Raw genomic sequence first — 19618 nt, forward strand, 5'->3', positions numbered from 1 at the left:
CACTCCATGACCACACTCCCGCCACCCACCACGCACGACGAATGGGTCGCCACCGCCCGCGCGGTCGCCGCCGACCTCGCCACGGACGCCGTCGCCCGCGACCAGGCCAACCAGCCGCCCTTCGACGAGGCCGACCGCCTCCGCAAGGCCGGGCTGCTCACCCTCCTCATCCCCACCGAGCGCGGCGGCGGAGGAGCGGACTGGCGCACCGCCTACGCCGTCATCCGCGAGATCGCCGCCGCGGACGGCTCGATCGGCCAGCTCATCGGCTACCACTACCTCCTCTCCTGGAACGTCCGCTTCTTCGGCGGCCCCGCGCACACCGAGCGCGTCGAGCGCGCCGCAGCCGAGGGCCGGTGGCTGTGGGGCGGCGCCTTCAACCCCCGCGACCCCGATGTCGTCCTCACCCCGGACGGGGGCGGCTTCCGGCTCGACGGGCGCAAGAGCTTCGCCACCGGCGCCCGGGTCGCCGACCGGCTCGTGGCGGGGGCCACCCGCACGGACACGGGGGAGCCCGTGGTCGTCCTCGTCGACCCGGCGCACCAAGGGGTGGTACGCAACGACGACTGGGACAACTTCGGGCAGCGGCTCTCGGCCAGCGGCAGCGTGGAGTTCGACGCCGTGCCGGTCGCGGCCGGTGACATCCTCGGCTCCCTCTCCCAGGACGACGGGGCGCTGTCTCCCTTCGCCACCCTGGTGACCCCGGCCATCCAGCTGGTGTTCGTCCACTTCTACCTCGGCATCGCCGAAGGCGCCCTGGCCGCCGCGGCCGACTACACCCGCACCACCACCCGGCCCTGGCTGCTGTCCGGGGTGGAGTCGGCCACTCAGGACCCGTACGTGCTCGCCGCCTACGGCGAACTCGCCGTGGCCGCCCGCGCCGCCCGCGCCCTGGCCGACCAGGCCGCGGAGGCCGTCCAGAGCGGGCTGGACCGCGGCCACGAGCTGACCGGGCACGAGCGCGGCGAGATCGCCGCCACCGTCGCCACCGCCAAGGTCGCCGCCACCAAGGCAGCCCTCGACATCACCGCCCGGATACTCGAGGTCACCGGTGCCCGCTCCACCGCCACCGCGTACGGCTTCGACCGATTCTGGCGCAACGCCCGCACCCACACGCTGCACGACCCCGTCGCCTACAAGCTCCGCGAAGTCGGCGACCACTTCCTCAACGGCACCCACCCGCCGTTCACCCTGTACACGTAACACGCCAGGAGAACCTCCCATGTCACCGCTCTCCCGCAGACAGCTCCTCCGTGCCACCACCGGCGCCGCCACCCTCGCCGCCGCCGGTCCCCTCCTCGCCGCCTGCGGGTCCGCGGAAGGTGCCGGCCTGGACCCGAACGCCAAGCCCGACCTGGACGGCGTCACGCTGAAGATCCTCGCCAATCAGCCCAACGCCCTGTCGTTCCAGTACCTCAGGAAACCCTTCGAGGAAGCCACCGGCGCCAAGCTCAAGGTCACGCCGGTCCCGTACGACAAACTCACCTCGAAGGCCATCCTCGACGTCCAGTCCGGGGCGGGCCAGTTCGACGTCTTCATGTACTGGTACGCCGCCGTCGGCACCCTCGCGCAGGGCGGTGTCATCGAGGACCTGACCGCGTACATCAAGGCCCACCAGGACATCGACGAGGCCGACTTCCTGCCCTCGCTCTACGACCCGTACACCCGCTACGACGGCAAGCGCTGGGGACTTCCGTACGACGGGGACACCCACATCCTCTTCTACAACACCGAGATCTTCGAGCGGCACAAGGTCGAGCCTCCCAAGACCTGGGACGACTACAACGAGGCCGCCAAGAAGATCACCCGCGATGCCAAAGGCGCGTACTACGGCGCCATCATCGAGGCACAGCAGGTGCCGGTCATCCTCGGCTGCGCCTTCGCCAACCGCCTCGCCGGATACGGCGGCACCTTCCTGGACAAGGGAGCCTCCGGCAACCCCACTCTGGACACCCCCGAGGCGCTCGCCGCCGCCGAGGCCCTCTTCGCCGCAGCGCCCGACGCCCTGCCCACCCCCCTGCAGATCGGCTTCGACCAGGCGCTGCCCGCCTTCCTGGACGGCAAGGGAGCCATGCTGGACTTCTGGACCGACTTCGCCAAGCGCGCCGAGGACCCCAAGCAGTCCAAGGTCGCCGGGAAATGGGGCGTCACCACCCTGCCGGTCGGCGGCGACAACACCACGCCGCGCACCTCGCTCGACGCGGGCTTCGGGCTCGCGGTCTCCAAGGCGTCGAAGCAGAAGGAGGCCGCGGCCGCCTTCATCAAGTGGGCCACAGCGGCCAAGCAGAACCTCCTCGTGCTCGGCAAGAACGACGCGGGCGCGGACCCGATCCGCACCAGCACCCTCGACGCCGACGCGTTCAAGAAGGCGTCCCCCGACTCGTACGACGTGGTCCGCACCGGACTGGCCGGAGACCCGCTCCCGTGGCCGACCGTGCCGAAGGCACCGCAACTGCTGCAGAGCCTCGTCGACGAACTCGCCCTCGGACTGCAGGGCAAGCAGAGCGCGAAGACGGCACTGGAGAAGACCCAGGCGGCGTGGGCCAAGCAGCTGAAGGGCGGCACGGGATGACCTCGCCCGCAGGACACCCCGCGAAGCGGGCCGTCCGCCGGCTGCGGCCGGCCTCGGCACCGAGCACCCGCGTTCCCCCCATCCTCGCCGTACCGTCCGTGCTCTTCCTGGTGATCTTCGCCGGGTATCCGCTGGTCTATCTGCTCGGCCTGACGTTCAGCAGTTCCACGCTCGCCCAGCCGCTCCAGCGCTGGACCGGCTTCGACAACTTCCGCACGGCTCTGGAGAGCGAGTCCTTCACCGGCTCGCTGTGGCGGTCGGCGCTCTTCGCGGTAGCCGCCGCCACGGTGCAGATGTCGCTGGGCGTCGCGCTCGCGCTGCTGCTGCGCGCGCGGGCCCGGCGTCCCGGCACCCTCGGCGCCCTTCTGCTGCTGCCGATGGTCACCCCGCCCGTCATGGTCGGCGTGGCGTGGAAGCTGCTGCTCGCCCCGGTCGGCGGCGCCCTCAACGGAGCACTGCACGGCCTCGGGCTGCCCGGCGTCAACCCGCTCGGCGGCAGTACCAGCGCGTTCGTCACCCTGGTCATCATCGATACCTGGCAGTGGACACCGTTCGTCATGCTGCTGACGTACGCCGCCCTGCTCGGCGTGCCGGACGAGCTGCGAGAGGCCGCCGCCCTGGACGGGGCGGGGCGCTGGAGGACCGTCCGCTCGGTCGTGCTGCCGTACATCGAGCCGACCCTGCTCTCCGTGCTGACGCTCAAGCTCGTGATCGGGTTCAAGGTGTTCGACATCGTGTACGTCGTCACCTCGGGCGGTCCCGGTTTCTCCACCACGACCAGCACGTACGACATCCAGCGCACCGCCCTGCAGGACTTCGACGTCGGCAGCGCCGCCGCCGCGACGGTGCTCTTCTCCCTGCTCATCGGCGTGGTCACCAGCGTCGTCACGCTGCGCCGCACACGCCGTCAGGAGGTGGCCGCATGACCACGGCCCAACTCGCCCGCGAGACCAGGACACCGCGGCCGGCCGACCCCGAGCCGACCTCTGCCGGGCCGCGCCCCGGCCGGCGCCGCGCCCGCCGCCGCGGGGCCCCGGCCACCGCCCTGCTGGCGCTCGTCGCCGTCGCCACGATGGTCCCGGTGCTGTACGTGATGTCCCTGTCCGTGCGCTCCCGGGACGATGTGCTCAACGGCGGCCTGCTGCCCTCGCATCTGTTCTGGCAGAACTGGCCCGATGCCTTCCACGCCCTCGGCCTCGGGCGCTACATCGCCAACTCCTGGGCAGTCGCCACCGGTTCCGTCGTCCTGACTCTGCTCATCGCGGTTCCGGGCGCCTACTTCACGGCGCGTGCCGGACGCCGCGGCGCGCGGCTGGCCTCTGTGATCCTCTCCAGCTACTGCGCACCCCCGGTGGTGGCGATCCTCCCGCTCTTCTTCCTGCTGCGGGAGTTGCGGCTGAACAACACCGTCACCGGGTTGGTACTCGTCGACGGGCTCGCCAACGTCCCCGTCGCCATCTGGCTGCTCGACGGGTTCGTCCGCGCGGTGCCCAAGGACATCGAGGAGGCGGCCTGGCTCGACGGGCTCGGCACCTGGGCCGCCTTGCGTCGCATCGTGCTGCCGCTCATCGGCCCCGGCGTCGCGGCCGCCGCGCTGATCTGCTTCTTCCTCAGCTACAACGAGTTCCTCTTCGCCCTCAGCTTCGCCCAGGACAGCGGTTCGCAGACCCTGCCGGTGGCGCTCTCGCTCTTCCAGGGCGACAAGTCCGTGCAGTTCGGCCAGCAGGCCGTCGTCTCCCTCGTCGGCATCGCCCCCGTGTACGTCCTCGCCGTGGCCGCCCAGCGCCGCCTGGTGTCCGGCCTCTCCGCTGGAGCCGTCAAATGACTCACCCGTCCGTTCGCCGTATCCATCTGAACGCCTTCGACATGGCCTGTGCCGGCCATCAGTCGCCCGGGCTGTGGCGCCACCCCGACGACCAGGCCCACCGCTACACCGACCTCGCCTACTGGACCGCTCTCGCCCGGCTGCTGGAGCGCGGCGGCTTCGACTCGCTCTTCATCGCCGACGTGCTCGGCGTGTACGACGTCTACCAGGGCTCGCGCGACGCCGCCGTCCGCCAGGGCGCGCAAATCCCGCTGTCGGACCCGCTGCCCGCCGTCTCGGCGATGGCGGCCGTGACCCAGCACCTGGGGTTCGGCATCACCGTGTCGCTCACCTACGAGCAGCCCTACAAGCTCGCCCGTACCCTGAGCACCCTGGACCACCTCACCAAGGGGCGGGTGGCCTGGAACGTCGTGACCTCTTACCTGGCCAGCGCGGCCGGCAACCTCGGGCTCGGTCAGCAGATCGGCCACGACGAGCGGTATGAGATGGCCGAGGAGTTCCTGGAGGTCTGCTACAAGCTCTGGGAGTACTCCTGGGACGACGACGCGGTGGTCCGCGACCGCGAGCGCGGCGTCTACACCGAGCCCGGCCGTATCCGCGACATCGCCCACAAGGGCAGGCACTTCGCCGTGCCCGGCGTCTTCCTCAGCGAACCCTCGCCGCAGCGCACCCCGGTCATCTTCCAGGCGGGTGCCTCACCGCGCGGGCGGGCCTTCGCCGCCCGGCACGGGGAGGGCGTCTTCATCAACGCGGTCAGCCCGGGGGCCACGCGCCGCGTCGTCGACGACATCCGGGCCAAGGCGGAGGCCGAGGGCCGGGACCCGTACAGCGTGAAGATCTACATCCTGCTGACCGCGATCACGGCGCCCACGGACGAGGAGGCCCAGGCCAAGTACGCCGACCTGATCTCGTACGCCTCCTACGAGGGTGCCCTCGCCCTTTATGGCGGCTGGAGCGGGCTGGACCTGTCCGAACTCGCCCCTCACGAGCCGCTGGAGTACGTCGACACCGATGCCGTCCGCTCGGCCCTGACGATCTTTTCCACCGCTGACCCCTCGCGTGAGTGGACCCCCGAACAGGTCGCCCGCTACCTGGGCATCGGCGGTATCGGTCCGGTCGTCGTGGGCTCTCCCGAAACGGTCGCCGACGAACTGGAACGCTGGGTCGAGGAGGCCGACATCGACGGCTTCAACCTCGCGTACGCCATCACCCCCGGCACCTTCACCGACTTCGTCGACCTGGTGGTCCCGGAACTACGGGCGCGTGGCCGCATACCGCACACCTACGACGGCGCGACGCTGCGCGAGCGCGTGGGCGGCCAGGGGAGCGCCAGGGTCGCCGCGGACCATCCCGCCGCCCGGCACCGCGAACGCGCCGCCCGAGAACGTCACGCGTAGGCGGGAGTGGGCAGCAGCTGTTGCCAACGAGGCGGCGCTCACTCGCCTTTCGGAGGAATAGCCGGACCGGCTGGAGTGTTGGCAACCGACAAGCTGGATGCGCGTGGTCGCACGATTGCGCGGCGTCGCGGCCTTGCGTAGCGTTTTGCGAAGGCACGGACGGGACCCTGGGTCCCGACGGGCGGAAGGGGCGGAGGTGAGCGGGGTGCGGCAGGTGAGCTGTCGGCGTGTCCTGGTCATCGCGCCCTGCCGCCGTGTCCATCTGTACTCCCGGCCCCACATCGATCTGCAGCGGGTGGCCGCCGCCCTGTGTTGTTCCTGATCCGTTTCTCCCGTCGGCCCTGACAGCGGGGCCGGCGGTCCCCTACGGTCGATCAGGAAGGCACTTTTGTCGTGTCCGCGTCTCCTTCACGCCCTTCGCCGCTCCATCTCTCCGTCGCGCTCGACGGTGCCGGCTGGCACCCGGCCGCATGGCGCGAACCGCAGGCCCGGCCCCGGGACCTGTTCACCGCCGAGTACTGGACCGATCTGGTCGCCGAGGCCGAACGCGGCCTCCTCGACTTCGTGACCTTCGAAGACGGGCTCGCGCTCCAGTCCTCGCGCCGCACGGAGCCCGACGACCGCACCGACCAGGTCCGCGGCCGGCTGGACGCGGTGCTCATCGCCGCCCGCGTCGCGCCGCTGACCCGGCACATCGGGCTGGTGCCGACCATCGTCGCCACGCACACCGAGCCGTTCCACATCTCCAAGGCGATCGCCACGTTGGACTACGTCAGCACCGGTCGCGCGGGTCTGCGGATCCGGGTGTCGAGGCGCCGACACGAGGCGGAGCACTTCGGACGCCGCACGATCCCGCCGCTCGGTGCCGAGGACCTGAACACCCCGGCCGCCCGGGAGCTGACCGACGAACTCTTCGCGGAGGCCGCCGACTACGTCGAGGTGGTGCGCCGTCTGTGGGACAGCTGGGAGGACGACGCGGAAATCCGGGACGCCGCCACCGGCCGCTTCATCGACCGCGACAAGCTCCACTACATCGACTTCGAGGGCAAACACTTCAGCGTCAAGGGCCCCTCGATCACCCCCAGGCCACCCCAGGGACAGCCCGTCGTCACCGCGCTGGCACACCAGAGCGTGCCGTACCGGCTGGTGGGCCGCTCCACCGACATCGGGTACGTCACCCCCCACGACAGCGGCCAGGCCGAGGCCATCGTGGCCGAGATCCGCGCCGCGCAGGCCGACGCGGGGCGCGCGGAGGAGCCCCTGCACGTCTTCGGCGACCTGGTGGTGTTCCTGGACGACACCCCCGGCGCGGCGGCGAGCCGCCGAGAGCGCCTGGACGGCCTTGCCGGCTCCCCATACACCAGCGACGCGAAGGTGTTCACGGGTACCCCCGGGCAGCTCGCGGACCTGCTCCTGGCGTGGCAGCGGGCCGGACTGTCCGGTTTCCGGCTGCGCCCGGGGGTGATCGGCCACGACCTCGAGGCGATCACCCGGGGGCTGGTGCCCGAACTCCAGCGCCGCGGCGCCTTCCGCACGACCTACGAGGCCGACACCCTGCGCGGGCTGCTGGGACTCTCGCGCCCCGCCAACCGCTACGCCACCGTCTGAGCAGCCGGAGGGACCACCGACCATGAGCAAGGCGCTCAAGCAGATCCATCTCGCGGCCCACTTCCCCGGCGTCAACAACACCACCGTATGGAGCGACCCGCGCGCGGGCAGCCACATCGAGTTCAGCTCGTTCGCGCACTTCGCGCGCACCGCCGAACGCGCCAAGTTCGACTTCCTCTTCCTCGCCGAGGGACTGCGCCTGCGCGAACAGGGAGGGAAAATATACGACTTGGATGTGGTGGGACGGCCGGACACCTTCACTGTTTTGTCCGCGCTCGCCGCCGTCACCGAACGGATCGGCCTGACCGGCACCATCAACTCCACCTTCAACGAGCCGTACGAGGTGGCCCGCCAGTTCGCCAGCCTCGACCACCTGTCGGGCGGCCGCGCCGCATGGAACGTCGTCACCTCGTGGGACGCCTTCACCGGCGAGAACTTCCGCCGTGGCGGCTTCCTTCCGCAGGAGGAGCGCTATTCCCGGGCGAAGGAGTTCCTGGCCACCGCCACCGAACTGTTCGACTCCTGGCGTGGCGACGAGATCGTCGCCGACCAGGCATCCGGCGCCTTCCTCGCAGATGCACGGGCCGGGGCCTTCGCCCACCGGGGACAGCACTTCGACATCGCCGGGCAGTTCAACGTCCCGCGCAGTCCGCAGGGCCGTCCGGTGATCTTCCAGGCCGGTGACTCCGACGAAGGCCGGGAGTTCGCCGCGTCCAGTGCGGACGCGATCTTCGGCCGGCACGGGACCCTCAAGGAAGGGCAGGCGTTCTACGCGGACGTCAAAAGCCGCCTCGCCCGCCACGGCCGTACCCCCGACCAGCTGCTGATCCTGCCCGCCGCCACCTTCGTCCTCGGCGACACCGACGCCGACGCGCAGGAGCTGGCCCACGAGGTGCGGCGCAAGCAGGTCAGCGGCGCCACCGCGATCAAGCATCTGGAGTTCGTCTGGAACCGTGACCTGTCCGCGTACGACCCGGACGGCCCGCTCCCCGACATCGACCCGGACCCCGGCGAGCACACCATCGCCCGCGGCCGCGCCCAGGTACGGAATTACCGCGACCCGCTGGCCGTCGCCCGGGAGTGGCGGGAGCTGGCGGAGGCGAACCAGTGGTCGATCCGTGACCTCGTCATCGAGACCGGCAACCGCCAGACCTTCATCGGCTCCCCGGCCACGGTCGCCGAGACCATCAACGCACTCGTCCAGGCGGACGCCGCCGACGGCTTCATCCTCGTCCCGCACATCACCCCCGGCGGCCTCGACGTCTTCGCCGACACCGTCGTCCCGCTGCTCCAGGAACGCGGCGTGTTCCGCACCGAGTACGAGGGCACGACCCTGCGCGACCACCTCGGTCTGGCCCACCCCGTCACCGAGGCGCACCAGGAACGGGCGGCCTCATGAAGTTCCTGGCCATCACCCTCATCGTGCACGCCCCGGACCCGGTGACGGGCGTGCAGAAACCGACCCGTGAGCGCTTCCGCGAGGTGATCGCCAACGCGCTGCTGGCGGAGGAGCTCGGCTTCGACGGCTTCGGCGTCGGCGAACGCCACGAACGGCCGTTCATCTCCTCCTCGCCCCCGGTCGTGCTCAGCCACCTCGCCGCGCTCACCTCCCGCATCCGGCTGTTCACGGCCGTCACCACCCTCAGCCTGCTCGACCCGGTGCGTGCCTACGAGGACTACGCGACCCTGGACCACCTGGCCGACGGTCGCCTCGACCTGATCATCGGAAAGGGCAATGGAACCGCCCAGCGTGAGCTGTTCCACGTCGCCACCGAGGACCAGTGGGAGCGCAACGCCGAGAGCTACGAGCTGTTCCGCCGGCTGTGGCGCGAGGACAAGGTGACCGCCTCGCCGCGCTTCCGCCCCGCGCTGACCGAGGCCGAGGTGTGGCCGAAACCCCTCCAGCAACCCATCCGGGTCTGGCACGGCAGCGCGACGAGCCGGGAGTCCGTCGACCTCGCCGCCCGGTACGGCGACCCACTCTTCTCGGCCAACGTCACCCATCCGATGGAGCCGTACGCCGAACTCATCCGCTACTACCGGAAGCGGTGGGTCCACTACGGCCACGAGCCCGCCCGGGCCGTGGTCGGCGCGGGAACCGCCGGCTACTACGCCACGCGCCGCTCCCAGGACGCGATCAACGACTACCGGCCGGTTTTCGAGGGCCGTCTGGCATTCCAGAAGCAGCTGGGCATCGAGCCGGTGTTCCCGACCCTGGAGGACTTCGTCGAGCGCAGCTCCGCGCTGATCGGCAGCCCGCAGCAGGTGATCGAGAAGGTGCACCGCTACCACGAGCGGTTCGGACACACCGTGCTGCACCTGCACGCGGACGCGGGCGGCCTCACCGACGCCCAGCACCGCGCCTCACTCACACTCTTCCAGTCCGACATCGCCCCCGTGCTGCGCCGTGACATCCCCGATCCGCCGTTTCCCTGGGCTCCGGTCCTCGCCGGGCCCACACCCCGTACCGCGCCCGAGTCCGCTGCCCCGCACGCCGGGGCTCAAGGAGGACTGCGACCGTGACCGGCATCCCCCTCGGGGTCCTCGACCTCGTCCCGATCTCCTCCGGCTCCACCGCTGCCGAGGCCCTGCGCCGCAGCATCGATCTCGCCCAGCAGGCGGAGCGGTTCGGTTACGCCCGCTACTGGTTCGCCGAACACCACCTCAACCCGGGCGTGGCCGGGACCTCACCGGCCGTCCTGCTGGCCCTGACCGCATCCGCCACCTCCACCATCCGCCTCGGCTCGGGCGCCGTACAGCTCGGCCACCGCACCGCGCTGTCCACGGTCGAGGAGTTCGGCCTGATCGACGCCCTCCATCCCGGGCGACTCGACCTGGGCCTCGGCCGCTCGGGCGGACGTCCCACCGAGCGCCCCGAATTCCCGTCGGCCACGACTCCCGTCGTCGACGGACGCGCCCCCAACGGCCTGCGCATCCCGCCGAGGTTCTTCTTCGGCCAGCTGCTCGGGTCGCCCCGGATCGCGCTCCAGCGGCAGCTGCTCCAGCAGCCGGACGCCCGAGCACAGGACTACGGCGAGCAGCTCGACGACATCCTCGCCCTGCTGCGAGGCGACTACCGGTCCGCCGACGGCGTCGAAGCACACGCGATCCCCGGCGAGGGCGCCGACGTGCAGGTGTGGATCCTGGGCAGCAGTGGCGGGCAGAGCGCCCAGGTCGCGGGGCGCAACGGACTGCGCTTCGCCGCCAATTACCACGTCAGCCCGGCCACCGTCCTTGAAGCGGCTGAGGCGTATCGCGCCTGGTTCCAGCCGTCCGATGTACTCGACAAGCCCTACGTCGGCGTCTCCGCCGATGTCGTCGTCGCCGAGGACGACGCGGCCGCTCGGGAACTCGCCGCCGGCTACGGCCCGTGGGTGCGCAGCATCCGCACCGCCGAGGGCGCCATCCCGTTTCCCACCCCCGAAGAGGCGCGCGCCCATTCCTGGACCGAGGCGGACCGGGCGCTGGTCGCCGACCGGGTGGACACCCAGTTCGTCGGCTCGCCCGGGCGCGTCGCCGACGAGCTCGAACGACTTCAGGAAGCCACCGGCGCCGACGAACTGCTCATCACCACCATCACCCACCGCCACGCCGACCGGGTGCGCTCCTACGAACTGCTGGCCCAGGAGTGGCACCGCAGATGAGCCGGAACGAACTCCGCTCCCGGCGATCGACCGGCGGTGGGTCGCACGGTGTGAGGCCCACCGCCGGGTCGCGGCGTCAGTCGCTGCCGGGCGCGGTGCCGGGCTGCGTGGCGTCGTGGCGACAAGTGCGTCAGGCGGGGCGTGTGCGGACGGCTAGATGCAAAATAGTGTGCTAAGCAGTCTCAACGGGCACTTCAAGGACTCCTTTTCCTGGTGCGGCTCGAAGACGACAATGCGGCGTCCGAGCGGAGACCGCAGCGGTGGCACGGACATGGGGGACATCCCCGGATTCCACGTCGTGGTGCCACGCGGGGATGTAGCCGCAGTCGCACTCCCGGTAGAACGTGTCGAGCATGACGCGGCATGCCCCGTCGGTGTCGGCGGCGGTGGCCGGCCGCACGGCATGGGCGTCCGTCAGCCGCACACCTGGAGCGCGGTCGGGCTTTGGCGCGGTGCGCTTCGAAATCCCGATTCCGCGCTGAAGCCTTGCCTTGCCACGTCCCGCCCCGGCTGCCTGCTGAGTATTGGCCCGCAGGCTCATCGGTCACCCCTCCGGTATGAGCCCTTACACGACGCGGTGGCGGTCACAGCGTTCCGTCGGCGTCGGCGTCTCGCAGAGCGGTGCGCTCCGGGGATGGGGCAGGGCGGAGCTTGGAGGACTCCGAGAAGAAGAGGGGCGTGGGTCGCCGTCCTCGCCACCAGTACCCATTGATGAAAATGATTATCAATGCTACGGTCAAGGGCGAGTAAATCCCCAGCTCAATGACCTGGAAGATTCCCGTGCGCCTGCCCAGGGCCCTGCCTGCTCTCTCCCTGACCACCGCTTCCGCCCTCACGCTCACCGGCTGCTTCACGGCTGGCGACCCAGGCGATTCCGCCACCGGGGGCAAACGGATCAGGGTGGTGATGATGCAGCCGCCCCGCTCCGGTCTGTCTCCACTCAGCGACGACGCCTTCAAGCTCTCCCGCTGGAGCACCGCGGAGACCTTGACCACGCTCGACGCGAACGGCGACCCCGAGTCCGCGCTCGCGGAGAAGTGGCGGCAGACAAGCGACAAGACCTGGACCTTCACCATCCGCCAGGGCGTCACCTTCCACGACGGCACGAAGCTCACGGCTCGGGACGCGGCCCCGTTCGCTCACCACGGCGGCCGATGCCGCGCCGAAGCCACGCATCCTCGACGGCGTCGATCTGACCGTCACCACCAGGGGCAACACCGTGATGGTCACCACGGCCGAGGAAGACCCCCTGGTTCCCCAGCGGCTTTCCTCCCCCCAGCTGTCGATCCTTGCGGCCAAGGCGTACCGGGGGAAGACCGTGAATCCGGTGGGCGCGGGGACGGGGCCCTTCGTGCTGAAGAAGGTGAACGGCACCAGTACGGCCACGCTCGACCGCAACGGGCACTACTGGGGGGACGAGGCCAAGGCGCCGGGCATCGACGTGCGATTCGTGCCGGACGGCACCGCGCGCGCCGCCGCGCTGCGCAGCGGTGAAGCCGACATCGTGGAGTCCGTTCCGGTCTCCCAGGCGTCCCTGCTGGAGAAGGACCAGATCACAGAGGTGCCGATGCCGCGCACCAACACGCTGTACCTCAACACCGAGCGGGGAGCCTTCGCCGACCCCGCCCTGCGCGCCGCCGCCCGCGAGGCGATCGACGCCAAGACCCTGGTCGACGGCGTCCACGAAGGACGGGCCGATGTCGCGGAGGGCCTTCTCGGTCCGGCCATTCCGTGGGCGAAGAAACGCCCGGGCCGGACGAACACCACCAAGGCCGGGGACCCACGTGGGAAGACGGTCACCATCGGAACCTTCACGGACCGGGCCGAGCTGCCCGAAGCCGCTGCCTCACTGCAACAGCAGCTCCACAAGGCGGGGTTCAGGGTGAAGCTGGTGGTGCGCGAGTACGCGAACATCGAATCCGATGCCCTCGCCGGGAAGTTCGACGCCTTCATCCTCTCCCGTGCCACCGTGCTGGACTCCGGCGACGCGGCCGCGTACCTGTACAGCGACTTCGCGAGCGACGGTTCGTTCAACATCCCACAACTGCGTGACAAGGCCGTGGACAAGACCCTCGACAAGGCGGCCGCGTCACCTGCCGGAAAACAGCGCCGCACGGCGATCCTGCGGGCCGAAGCGGCGATCCTCAACACCGACGCCGCGATCCCGATGCTGCACGAGCGGGTCATCCAGGGGGACGCCGCGCGCGTCGTGGGTTCGGCCAAGGATCCGCGCGAACGCCTGCTCGTCACCGCCGACACCCACGTCAAGTGAAGACCGCCGCAGCCCGCACCGCCGCGCTCGCGGCGGTCGTCACCGTCATAGGACTGCTGCCCTGGCTGTCCGGCAAGGACCCCGCGCTGAGCCTGCTGCGCGCCAGGTCCGCCGAGCAGGAGGCTACCCGGGAAACCCTGGCGGCCATCCGCGAGGACCTCGGTCTCGACACCGGCCCGCTCATGCAACTGGCCGCCTGGGCAGTCGGCTTGGCCCGCGGCGACCTCGGCCTTTCCTGGGTGTCCGGCACCGACGTCCTCCCCTCGGTGCTCTCCGGACTCAAGGTATCGCTGAGCCTGATGGGCGCCTCGCTGGTCGTCGCCCTGCTGATCGCCTCGGCACTGTGCGCACCGGTCGTCATGCGCGGGGCACGGGACGGATCGGATGGCGGCGTCGGCGGCGGGACGGCCCGCCCGGCAGGCGTACGCGCCATCTGGTTGGTGATAGTAAACTCAGGTATACGGTGCGGGCTGCGGGGCGTACGTGGCCCCCGGAACGAGTACCCGGCGTCGATGTGGAGGTGAGTTCTGTGCCGTCAGGAAGGCACGTGTCCGGCCCCATGGATGACGAGCCGGCCTGTTCCATGGAGCGGAGCCTGCAGATACTCGGCGAGCGGTGGACTCTGCTGGTGCTGCGTGAGGTCCTCTACGGCAGGCACCGGTTCGCTGAAATCCGGTCAGCTCTCGGCATCGCGTCGAACCTGCTCAGTGACCGACTCAAGGTTCTCGTCGATGCCGGAGTGCTGCGGACACTGACATACCAGGAGGCCGGCAGCAGGCACCGGCAGAGCTACCATCTGACGCCGGCCGGGCTCGAACTGCAGCCCGTCCTGGGTGCACTGCAGCAGTGGGGTGACCGTCACCGTCCGCGGCCCGCGGGTCCCTCCGCTTCCCAGCGGACCCGCTCCACGGGTCGGGCCGTCCACGTGGGGTTCCTCGATGAGGATGGTCGCGAGGTCCCCATGGAGGATGTGTCGCTGATGGCAGCACCTGACCCTCAGAACTCGTCCCTCGGCCAGTCCGGCTGAGCGCGTCCCCGCCAACGAGTTCCCGATCCCGCCCCGCCGACTGCAGCGGTACCCGGAATGCGGCGGAACGGCGGGGGAGCCGGCGGCCCACAGGACCCGCGCCGGGGCGGTACACAGAGAGCCTGCCCGCACTCCAGTGAGCACTCCTGGGTCCATGGATCTCTTGAGGGTCCGGGCGGTCACCGAGGCTCCCTCCTGACACTCCGTGCTGCCGCGTCGGGATGCGCGAGAGCCTTCGCGGACTGCGCCATGAACAGCAGTAAGAACCCCGCCTGCATCACCTCCTCCTCCGGCGGCTCGCGGCGCCATCCGCGCAGCCGGACGACGGAAGTGCCTGCTCAGCACCGATGCGGTGACACTCCGGCGCCCCTCGAACTCGCCGCCTCCCTCGAAAGTGGGGGCACAGTCACGTGCCTACTGGGTTGCATTTTTAAAGTCAGCGCCTCTAGGGTCGTCCCCATGAGTAATCACTCGCAATTTCATGTACATGCGGTGTCGCCGTCCTACTGGAAGGTGACCTTCGAGAACGCCCCGATCAACCTCATCGACCTGGACACCGTCGAGCAGCTTGCCGATCTGGTGACCCGCATGGAGGAGGACCCCGATCTGACCGTCGTCGGGGCGCCCGGAGAACGCGGATCACGTGCGCAGCCTCTTCGAGCGCGGCTTGCAGCAGCCTCAGGGTGTCGAACTCGATCTCGGCAAGCACGTCGCCGAGAAGCTCTGAGCCTCTCGGGCGTTCGTACCGTCACCTTCTCCATGGGAGCATGCGCGGACGGATGCCCGCGAAGCGCAACGCAACCCGGAACATGGCGCCGCGTGCGAACGGCCGCCGCTGTGCTCCCCCGTCACAGCTGGGATCTCGTCGAGAAGCGGCAGCAGTTGAGTGACGTCGTTACGGTTTCCACTGGTCAGCGACACCGCGAGCGGGATGCCCTGCCCGTCGGCGAGGACGTGGTGCTGCTGCCCGGGCGTGGCGGTCGACCGGGCTGGGACCGCTTTGGGGCCCGTCGAGCCGCCCGGACATGGGAGGAATCGGTCACCGCCCTGGACCAGTCGAGCTTGTTCGCCGCCCGCAGCTTCTTCAGCAGCACAAGGTGCAGCTCGGTGGCGCCCAGGATGCGGATCCGGCGACTGCCGTGTTCGATCGCCACGAGCACGTAGATCCGTGTCCCCGACAGGGTGACTGTTTCCGTGAAGTCGCAGGCCAGCAGGGCATCAGTCTGAGCGCGGAGGAAGGTGGCCCAGGTACTGGAGTTCCGCTCGGGCGCTGGGTCGATGCCGGCCTCCTTCAGGATTTCCCAGACGGTGGACGAACCCACCCTCACCCGCAGCACAAGCAGCTCGCCGTGCAGACGTCTGTACCCCCAGCTCGGGTTCTCCTTCGCCAGCCGCAGCACCAGGATGCGGATCGAGCGCACGGTGCGTGGCCGTCCCGGGCGTTGGGCCGGCAGGAGGCGGCATGGCGGCGTTTGACGAGGTCGCGGTGCCAACGCGGTACCGTATCGGGGCGTACGAGCAGGCGTAACCGTCGCAGGACGTGCGGTGGCAGCCGGTGCAGCAGCGCCGCCAGGAACGCCCGATCGCTCGGCGTGAACCGGATCTTGTCCTTGCCGAGTTGGTGTTCCAGCACGGTGATCTGGTGGCGCAGGGCGAGGATCTCCGCGTCCTTGTCCTGGTCGGTCATCGGCAGCAGGCGAAGCATCGCGAACGCGTTCGCCGCACTCAGGTAAGCCAGTCGGAGCAGCACGATCGATCATCATGACGCGCTGACAGCAGCTGCGCCAGAGCGTCGGACCGAGCGACCGCGGCGAAGATCTCCCGGACCCGAAGAAGCGGTCTCCATCAGGGCGGATGAGGGTTTTGGCAAGCGCACCACCCCTGCGCGACCTCGATGCACGCAGACTCCTGCGCACACGCGTCCTCGGCGGCGTCATCAACGAGTACCGCTATGCCGCCTGATCAGCAGCGATGACTTTTCGAGCCCGACAGGTGACACCGCCGCCGACGATGCGGCCGACGAGCTTGGCGACGATCAGCGGCGCGATGTAGTTGATACCGATGGTGCCCAGAAGTCGGCAGTATCCGGCGACGGCCACCTCGGCGTCCAAGCGCTTTCCAGTCGGTGAGGGTGCCCAGGCGACCTCAATTGCCGTGAGTGCATAGGGATTGACGTAGAAATCGCTTACTGCGTACGGTCCTTCCGGAATTGCGGACATCTTTCGGTATCTCGAACGTCTGGCGTCGGTGCGCGCTACGAGAAGAAGGAGTCGAGGCGGGATGGGCACACAGCGAAGACTCGGCTGGATGTCGCTTGTCGCGGCAACCACCATGGCACTCGCGGCCGGAGTGATCACCGCCCCCGCCGCCCCCGCCGCGGACGATCCGGTAGAGGTCGTGGTCAACGGGGACGACGTTCGCGCCGACAACGTGAACGGTTTGACCTACAAGGGCCTCGGCGTGCTCAGCTGCAACAGCACGAGCAACCTCCTGATGGACTACAAGGCGGAGCACCCCGGCCGGTACTGGCAGCTCATCCGAGTGCTGTTCGGTGGAAAGAACCGCCTGATCAACCATGTCAAGATCGAGATGGGTTCGGACACGAACACGTCGACCGGTTCCGATCCGGCGACCATGCGCACAGCGGACGAACTCGCCGACGCGTCGCGTTCCCCGGGCTTCCAACTGGCAGCGGACGCCAAGAAGGTCAACCCGAAGCTCAAGGTCTCGATTCTCCGCTGGGTCATGCCCCAATGGGTTCAGAACGAATGGAACAAGGGCACCGGCGCCGACGAGATGTACACGTGGTACAAGGAGACGATCCTCGACGCTTACGAGAAATACGGGTACATGGTCGACTACGTCGACCCGGACACGAACGAGACGCGGGATCCGAACGAGGCCTTCATCAAGTGGTACAAGAGCGCGATTCTGACCGACACGGACTTCGCTGATCCCCGCTACGGCATCCCGGCGGCGAAGCGGGAGAAGGCCGAGAAGGCATACCACAACATCAAGATCATCGCCGCCGACGAGAACAACACCCTGAATATCGGGCCGTCCATGCTCAGCGACGCGGAACTCTTCGGCATCGTCGACGCGGTCGGCTACCACTACACCACCGAGGACCGGCACGACGGGGCCGCCGGCAGCGACACCAATCTGCCGTACACCAGGCTGGCGACCGGTGAGAACGAGTACGACGACGACAAGGAAGTCTGGTACAGCGAGGGAACCGCCTCCTTCGGCTACACCGACTACCGCGTCAACAACACCGAGGGCCCGAACGGAACGAGCACCGGCATCGGCGGCGTCCAAAGCGCCCTCGATCTCGCGAACCGCTCTGTCAAGAGCTACGCCAACTCGAAGCGGACGCACTACATCTTCCAGCCGGCGATCGGCTCCTTCTACGAAGGCGCGCAGTACAGCCACAAGGAACTCGTCAGCGCGCGTGACCCGTGGTCGGGCTACCTCCACTACGACGCGGCCCTCTATGTGATGCAGCACTTCACCCAGTTCGCGAGGACTGGCTGGGAGAACGACACGAACACGGCGGGCATCTGGCGCACCGTGCCGGAGGCCAGTTACAGCGGGGTGAGCGGCACCGTCGACCTCGACGGCTCCAACGGGGCCCCCAGTTATATGACGCTCGCCGATCCCCGTAAGAAGGATTTTTCGACGATCGTCGTCAACGACAGCGACCAGCCCAAGACCTACCGGATCAAAGCCGAGAACATGCGACTCGGTTCCGACCCGACCATGGAGATCTGGGAAACCCGCGGGCCGGACGCAGGCCGGCCCTACGACGCGAACTTCAAGCGCCTCGTCGACGAGATCCGGCCCGGCGGTGACAGGTATTACACCTACACGGTCAAGCCGCGGTCGATCGTGACCTTGACGACGCTCGACAAGAGCCACGACAAGGCGACGAAGCAACGCCTGCCAGAGTCCCGGGACCGTACGGTGCTGGACACCGACGCGACCGGCAAGAAGCACAACACCCGCGACAACGTCCTGTACGCCGACGACTTCGGGTATGAGGAGGAGGGCAAGGTCCAGGTCGGCACCGGCAACGGCGCGCACAAGGCGTCCCAGCCCTACCTGAGGTCGCGCGGCAATCAGCCTCGCTACATGGTCGACCAGACCGGCGCCTGGGAGGTCGGTGAGGACGCCAGCGGCAACAATGTCCTGTACCAGTACATGGACCAGTCCATGAAGGACACCGGCGCCTGGAACCGCAACACCCCGAACACGACGGTCGGCGACTTCCGCTGGGAGAACTACCGGGCCACGGTCGACGTCTCGTTCCCGGACCCGGACGGCGGACTCGCCGCCCTGGGCGTCCGTCAGCAGAAGGGCATGGCGATCAGCGACGCCGCCTACAACGTGCGCATCGGACCGACCGGCGCCTGGACGTTCTACGAATACGGCACGGCCGTCGCGTCGGGAACGGTCGCGGCATCCGACAGCTACCGCCTCGCCATCGAGGCGAAGGGCGCGACGATCACGACCTACATCGACGGCAAAGCCGTCTCCACGTACCAGGACCCGACTCCGCAGACCGAAGGCCGCGTCAAGCTCGGAACCGACTTCCACAAGACGGCGTTCGACAACCTGAAGGTCGAGAAGATCGACGGGTACACGCCCTACGCCCGCGCACAGCTCGACAACATGGACAGCTCGGTCACATACGACGGGACGTGGAACAGGAACGCCGCCCTCGGCGACGCGATGGACTGGTACCGGTCCACGTCGACCAGCACGACCGCCGGCGCGTCGTTCACCGTCCCGTTCACCGGCACGGGCATCGATGTCATCGGCGGCAACAACGGCACCGCCGTCCTCGACGTCTACGTCGACGGAAAGCTGATCGCACGGGACGCGAAGACGGCCGCGACCGACAAGCGCCTCGCGACGTACGCGCTCCGCGGTCTGCCCGACGGCGCGCACACGGCGAGGTTCGTCCTCAAGTCCGGAAAGATCGTTCTCGACGCATTCAACGCCATCTCCGGGGACGTGGACAGTACTGTGGACACGACACCGATCCGGGGCGCCCTGGAGAAGATCGGACGTCCGGCGCGGGCGGACTACACGGCCGACTCCTGGGCCCTGTTCGACTCCGCGTCGTCGGCGGCGAAGGCTGCCGTGGCGGGACAGAAGGGCCTTGACGCCATCGGCGTCGAGCAGATCACGGACAGGATCGAAGAGGCTCACGACCGGCTGGTGCGCAAGGACGGCGCCGCCGCCCAGTAGGCGCCCTGGACCCGCAGGCC

At 69.2% G+C, this 19618-nt stretch carries 14 protein-coding genes and 3 pseudogenes; 14 read left to right on the plus strand and 3 right to left on the minus strand.

Annotation, left to right across the window (positions count from 1 at the left end; translation table 11 throughout):
* The first annotated feature begins 6 nt into the window (after positions 1 to 6).
* The 13 genes and pseudogenes from ACFZCY_RS38595 to ACFZCY_RS38655 all read left to right on the plus strand — a co-directional run bounded on the left by ACFZCY_RS38595 (position 7) and on the right by ACFZCY_RS38655 (position 14345).
* On the plus strand, positions 7 to 1203 hold the full coding sequence (locus ACFZCY_RS38595; RefSeq protein ID WP_391184448.1) for an acyl-CoA dehydrogenase family protein: 1197 nt from the start codon (positions 7 to 9) through the stop codon (positions 1201 to 1203).
* Positions 1204 to 1222: 19 nt separating this feature from the next.
* Entirely contained in the window at positions 1223 to 2572 is a 1350-nt protein-coding gene (locus tag ACFZCY_RS38600; protein WP_391184451.1) for an extracellular solute-binding protein, read from the plus strand.
* Entirely contained in the window at positions 2569 to 3498 is a 930-nt protein-coding gene (locus ACFZCY_RS38605; RefSeq protein WP_391184454.1) for an ABC transporter permease subunit, read from the plus strand. Before ACFZCY_RS38600 ends, ACFZCY_RS38605 begins: the two co-directional genes overlap by 4 nt.
* Positions 3495 to 4397 carry an ABC transporter permease subunit gene (locus ACFZCY_RS38610; RefSeq protein WP_391184457.1) on the plus strand — a complete coding sequence of 301 codons (903 nt, stop codon included), beginning with the start codon at positions 3495 to 3497 and terminating at the stop codon, positions 4395 to 4397. The genes ACFZCY_RS38605 and ACFZCY_RS38610 overlap by 4 nt, the downstream gene beginning before the upstream one ends.
* Positions 4394 to 5794 carry an NtaA/DmoA family FMN-dependent monooxygenase gene (locus tag ACFZCY_RS38615; RefSeq protein ID WP_391184460.1) on the plus strand — a complete coding sequence of 467 codons (1401 nt, stop codon included), beginning with the start codon at positions 4394 to 4396 and terminating at the stop codon, positions 5792 to 5794. The genes ACFZCY_RS38610 and ACFZCY_RS38615 overlap by 4 nt, the downstream gene beginning before the upstream one ends.
* Before the next feature lie 97 nt (positions 5795 to 5891).
* Positions 5892 to 6116: a putative leader peptide gene (locus ACFZCY_RS38620; RefSeq protein ID WP_391184462.1), complete on the plus strand. Its 225-nt coding sequence runs from the start codon at positions 5892 to 5894 to the stop codon at positions 6114 to 6116.
* Between the two features lie 71 nt (positions 6117 to 6187).
* Entirely contained in the window at positions 6188 to 7402 is a 1215-nt protein-coding gene (locus ACFZCY_RS38625) for an LLM class flavin-dependent oxidoreductase (RefSeq protein WP_391184465.1), read from the plus strand.
* 22 nt (positions 7403 to 7424) lie between these two features.
* A complete protein-coding gene (locus ACFZCY_RS38630; protein ID WP_391184468.1) occupies positions 7425 to 8801 on the plus strand; it encodes an NtaA/DmoA family FMN-dependent monooxygenase in 1377 nt (458 codons plus the stop codon).
* Positions 8798 to 9925: an LLM class flavin-dependent oxidoreductase gene (locus ACFZCY_RS38635; RefSeq protein ID WP_391184471.1), complete on the plus strand. Its 1128-nt coding sequence runs from the start codon at positions 8798 to 8800 to the stop codon at positions 9923 to 9925. Before ACFZCY_RS38630 ends, ACFZCY_RS38635 begins: the two co-directional genes overlap by 4 nt.
* The gene (locus ACFZCY_RS38640) at positions 9922 to 11046 is read left to right on the plus strand and encodes an LLM class flavin-dependent oxidoreductase (RefSeq protein ID WP_391184474.1); all 1125 of its coding nucleotides are present in this window, start codon (positions 9922 to 9924) and stop codon (positions 11044 to 11046) included. The genes ACFZCY_RS38635 and ACFZCY_RS38640 overlap by 4 nt, the downstream gene beginning before the upstream one ends.
* 780 nt (positions 11047 to 11826) lie before the next feature.
* Positions 11827 to 13318: pseudogene (locus ACFZCY_RS38645) on the plus strand (ABC transporter substrate-binding protein).
* The gene (locus ACFZCY_RS38650; RefSeq protein ID WP_391184477.1) at positions 13315 to 13842 is read left to right on the plus strand and encodes a hypothetical protein; all 528 of its coding nucleotides are present in this window, start codon (positions 13315 to 13317) and stop codon (positions 13840 to 13842) included. Before ACFZCY_RS38645 ends, ACFZCY_RS38650 begins: the two are co-directional and overlap by 4 nt.
* Before the next feature lie 23 nt (positions 13843 to 13865).
* Entirely contained in the window at positions 13866 to 14345 is a 480-nt protein-coding gene (locus tag ACFZCY_RS38655) for a winged helix-turn-helix transcriptional regulator (RefSeq protein ID WP_391184479.1), read from the plus strand.
* Positions 14346 to 15188: 843 nt separating this feature from the next.
* Here ACFZCY_RS38655 and ACFZCY_RS38660 read toward each other — a convergent pair.
* From ACFZCY_RS38660 to ACFZCY_RS38670, 3 genes and pseudogenes are all read right to left on the minus strand, one after another.
* Positions 15189 to 15448 (minus strand): annotated as a pseudogene (locus tag ACFZCY_RS38660) (transposase); the annotation flags it as partial.
* A 3-nt stretch (positions 15449 to 15451) separates the two neighbouring features.
* Positions 15452 to 16095 (minus strand): annotated as a pseudogene (locus ACFZCY_RS38665) (integrase); the annotation flags it as partial.
* Positions 16096 to 16294: 199 nt separating this feature from the next.
* Positions 16295 to 16456 carry a hypothetical protein gene (locus tag ACFZCY_RS38670; RefSeq protein ID WP_391184482.1) on the minus strand — a complete coding sequence of 54 codons (162 nt, stop codon included), beginning with the start codon at positions 16454 to 16456 and terminating at the stop codon, positions 16295 to 16297.
* Positions 16457 to 16625: 169 nt separating this feature from the next.
* Between ACFZCY_RS38670 and ACFZCY_RS38675 the strand changes: the two genes are divergently transcribed.
* Entirely contained in the window at positions 16626 to 19598 is a 2973-nt protein-coding gene (locus tag ACFZCY_RS38675) for a GH59 galactosidase (protein ID WP_391184485.1), read from the plus strand.
* The last annotated feature ends 20 nt before the right edge of the window (positions 19599 to 19618 follow it).

This window comes from Streptomyces sp. NPDC007983 (assembly GCF_042958345.1).
Taxonomy (GTDB): domain Bacteria; phylum Actinomycetota; class Actinomycetes; order Streptomycetales; family Streptomycetaceae; genus Streptomyces.

Excerpts from the sequence above, each read along its gene's own strand:
- ACFZCY_RS38595 (WP_391184448.1), top strand. The coding sequence starts at position 7 with ATGACCACACTCCCGCCACCCACCACGCACGACGAATGGGTCGCCACC.
- ACFZCY_RS38600 (WP_391184451.1), top strand. The coding sequence starts at position 1,223 with ATGTCACCGCTCTCCCGCAGACAGCTCCTCCGTGCCACCACCGGCGCC.
- ACFZCY_RS38605 (WP_391184454.1), top strand. The coding sequence starts at position 2,569 with ATGACCTCGCCCGCAGGACACCCCGCGAAGCGGGCCGTCCGCCGGCTG.
- ACFZCY_RS38610 (WP_391184457.1), top strand. The coding sequence starts at position 3,495 with ATGACCACGGCCCAACTCGCCCGCGAGACCAGGACACCGCGGCCGGCC.
- ACFZCY_RS38615 (WP_391184460.1), top strand. The coding sequence starts at position 4,394 with ATGACTCACCCGTCCGTTCGCCGTATCCATCTGAACGCCTTCGACATG.
- ACFZCY_RS38620 (WP_391184462.1), top strand. The coding sequence starts at position 5,892 with ATGCGCGTGGTCGCACGATTGCGCGGCGTCGCGGCCTTGCGTAGCGTT.
- ACFZCY_RS38630 (WP_391184468.1), top strand. The coding sequence starts at position 7,425 with ATGAGCAAGGCGCTCAAGCAGATCCATCTCGCGGCCCACTTCCCCGGC.
- ACFZCY_RS38635 (WP_391184471.1), top strand. The coding sequence starts at position 8,798 with ATGAAGTTCCTGGCCATCACCCTCATCGTGCACGCCCCGGACCCGGTG.
- ACFZCY_RS38675 (WP_391184485.1), top strand. The coding sequence starts at position 16,626 with ATGGGCACACAGCGAAGACTCGGCTGGATGTCGCTTGTCGCGGCAACC.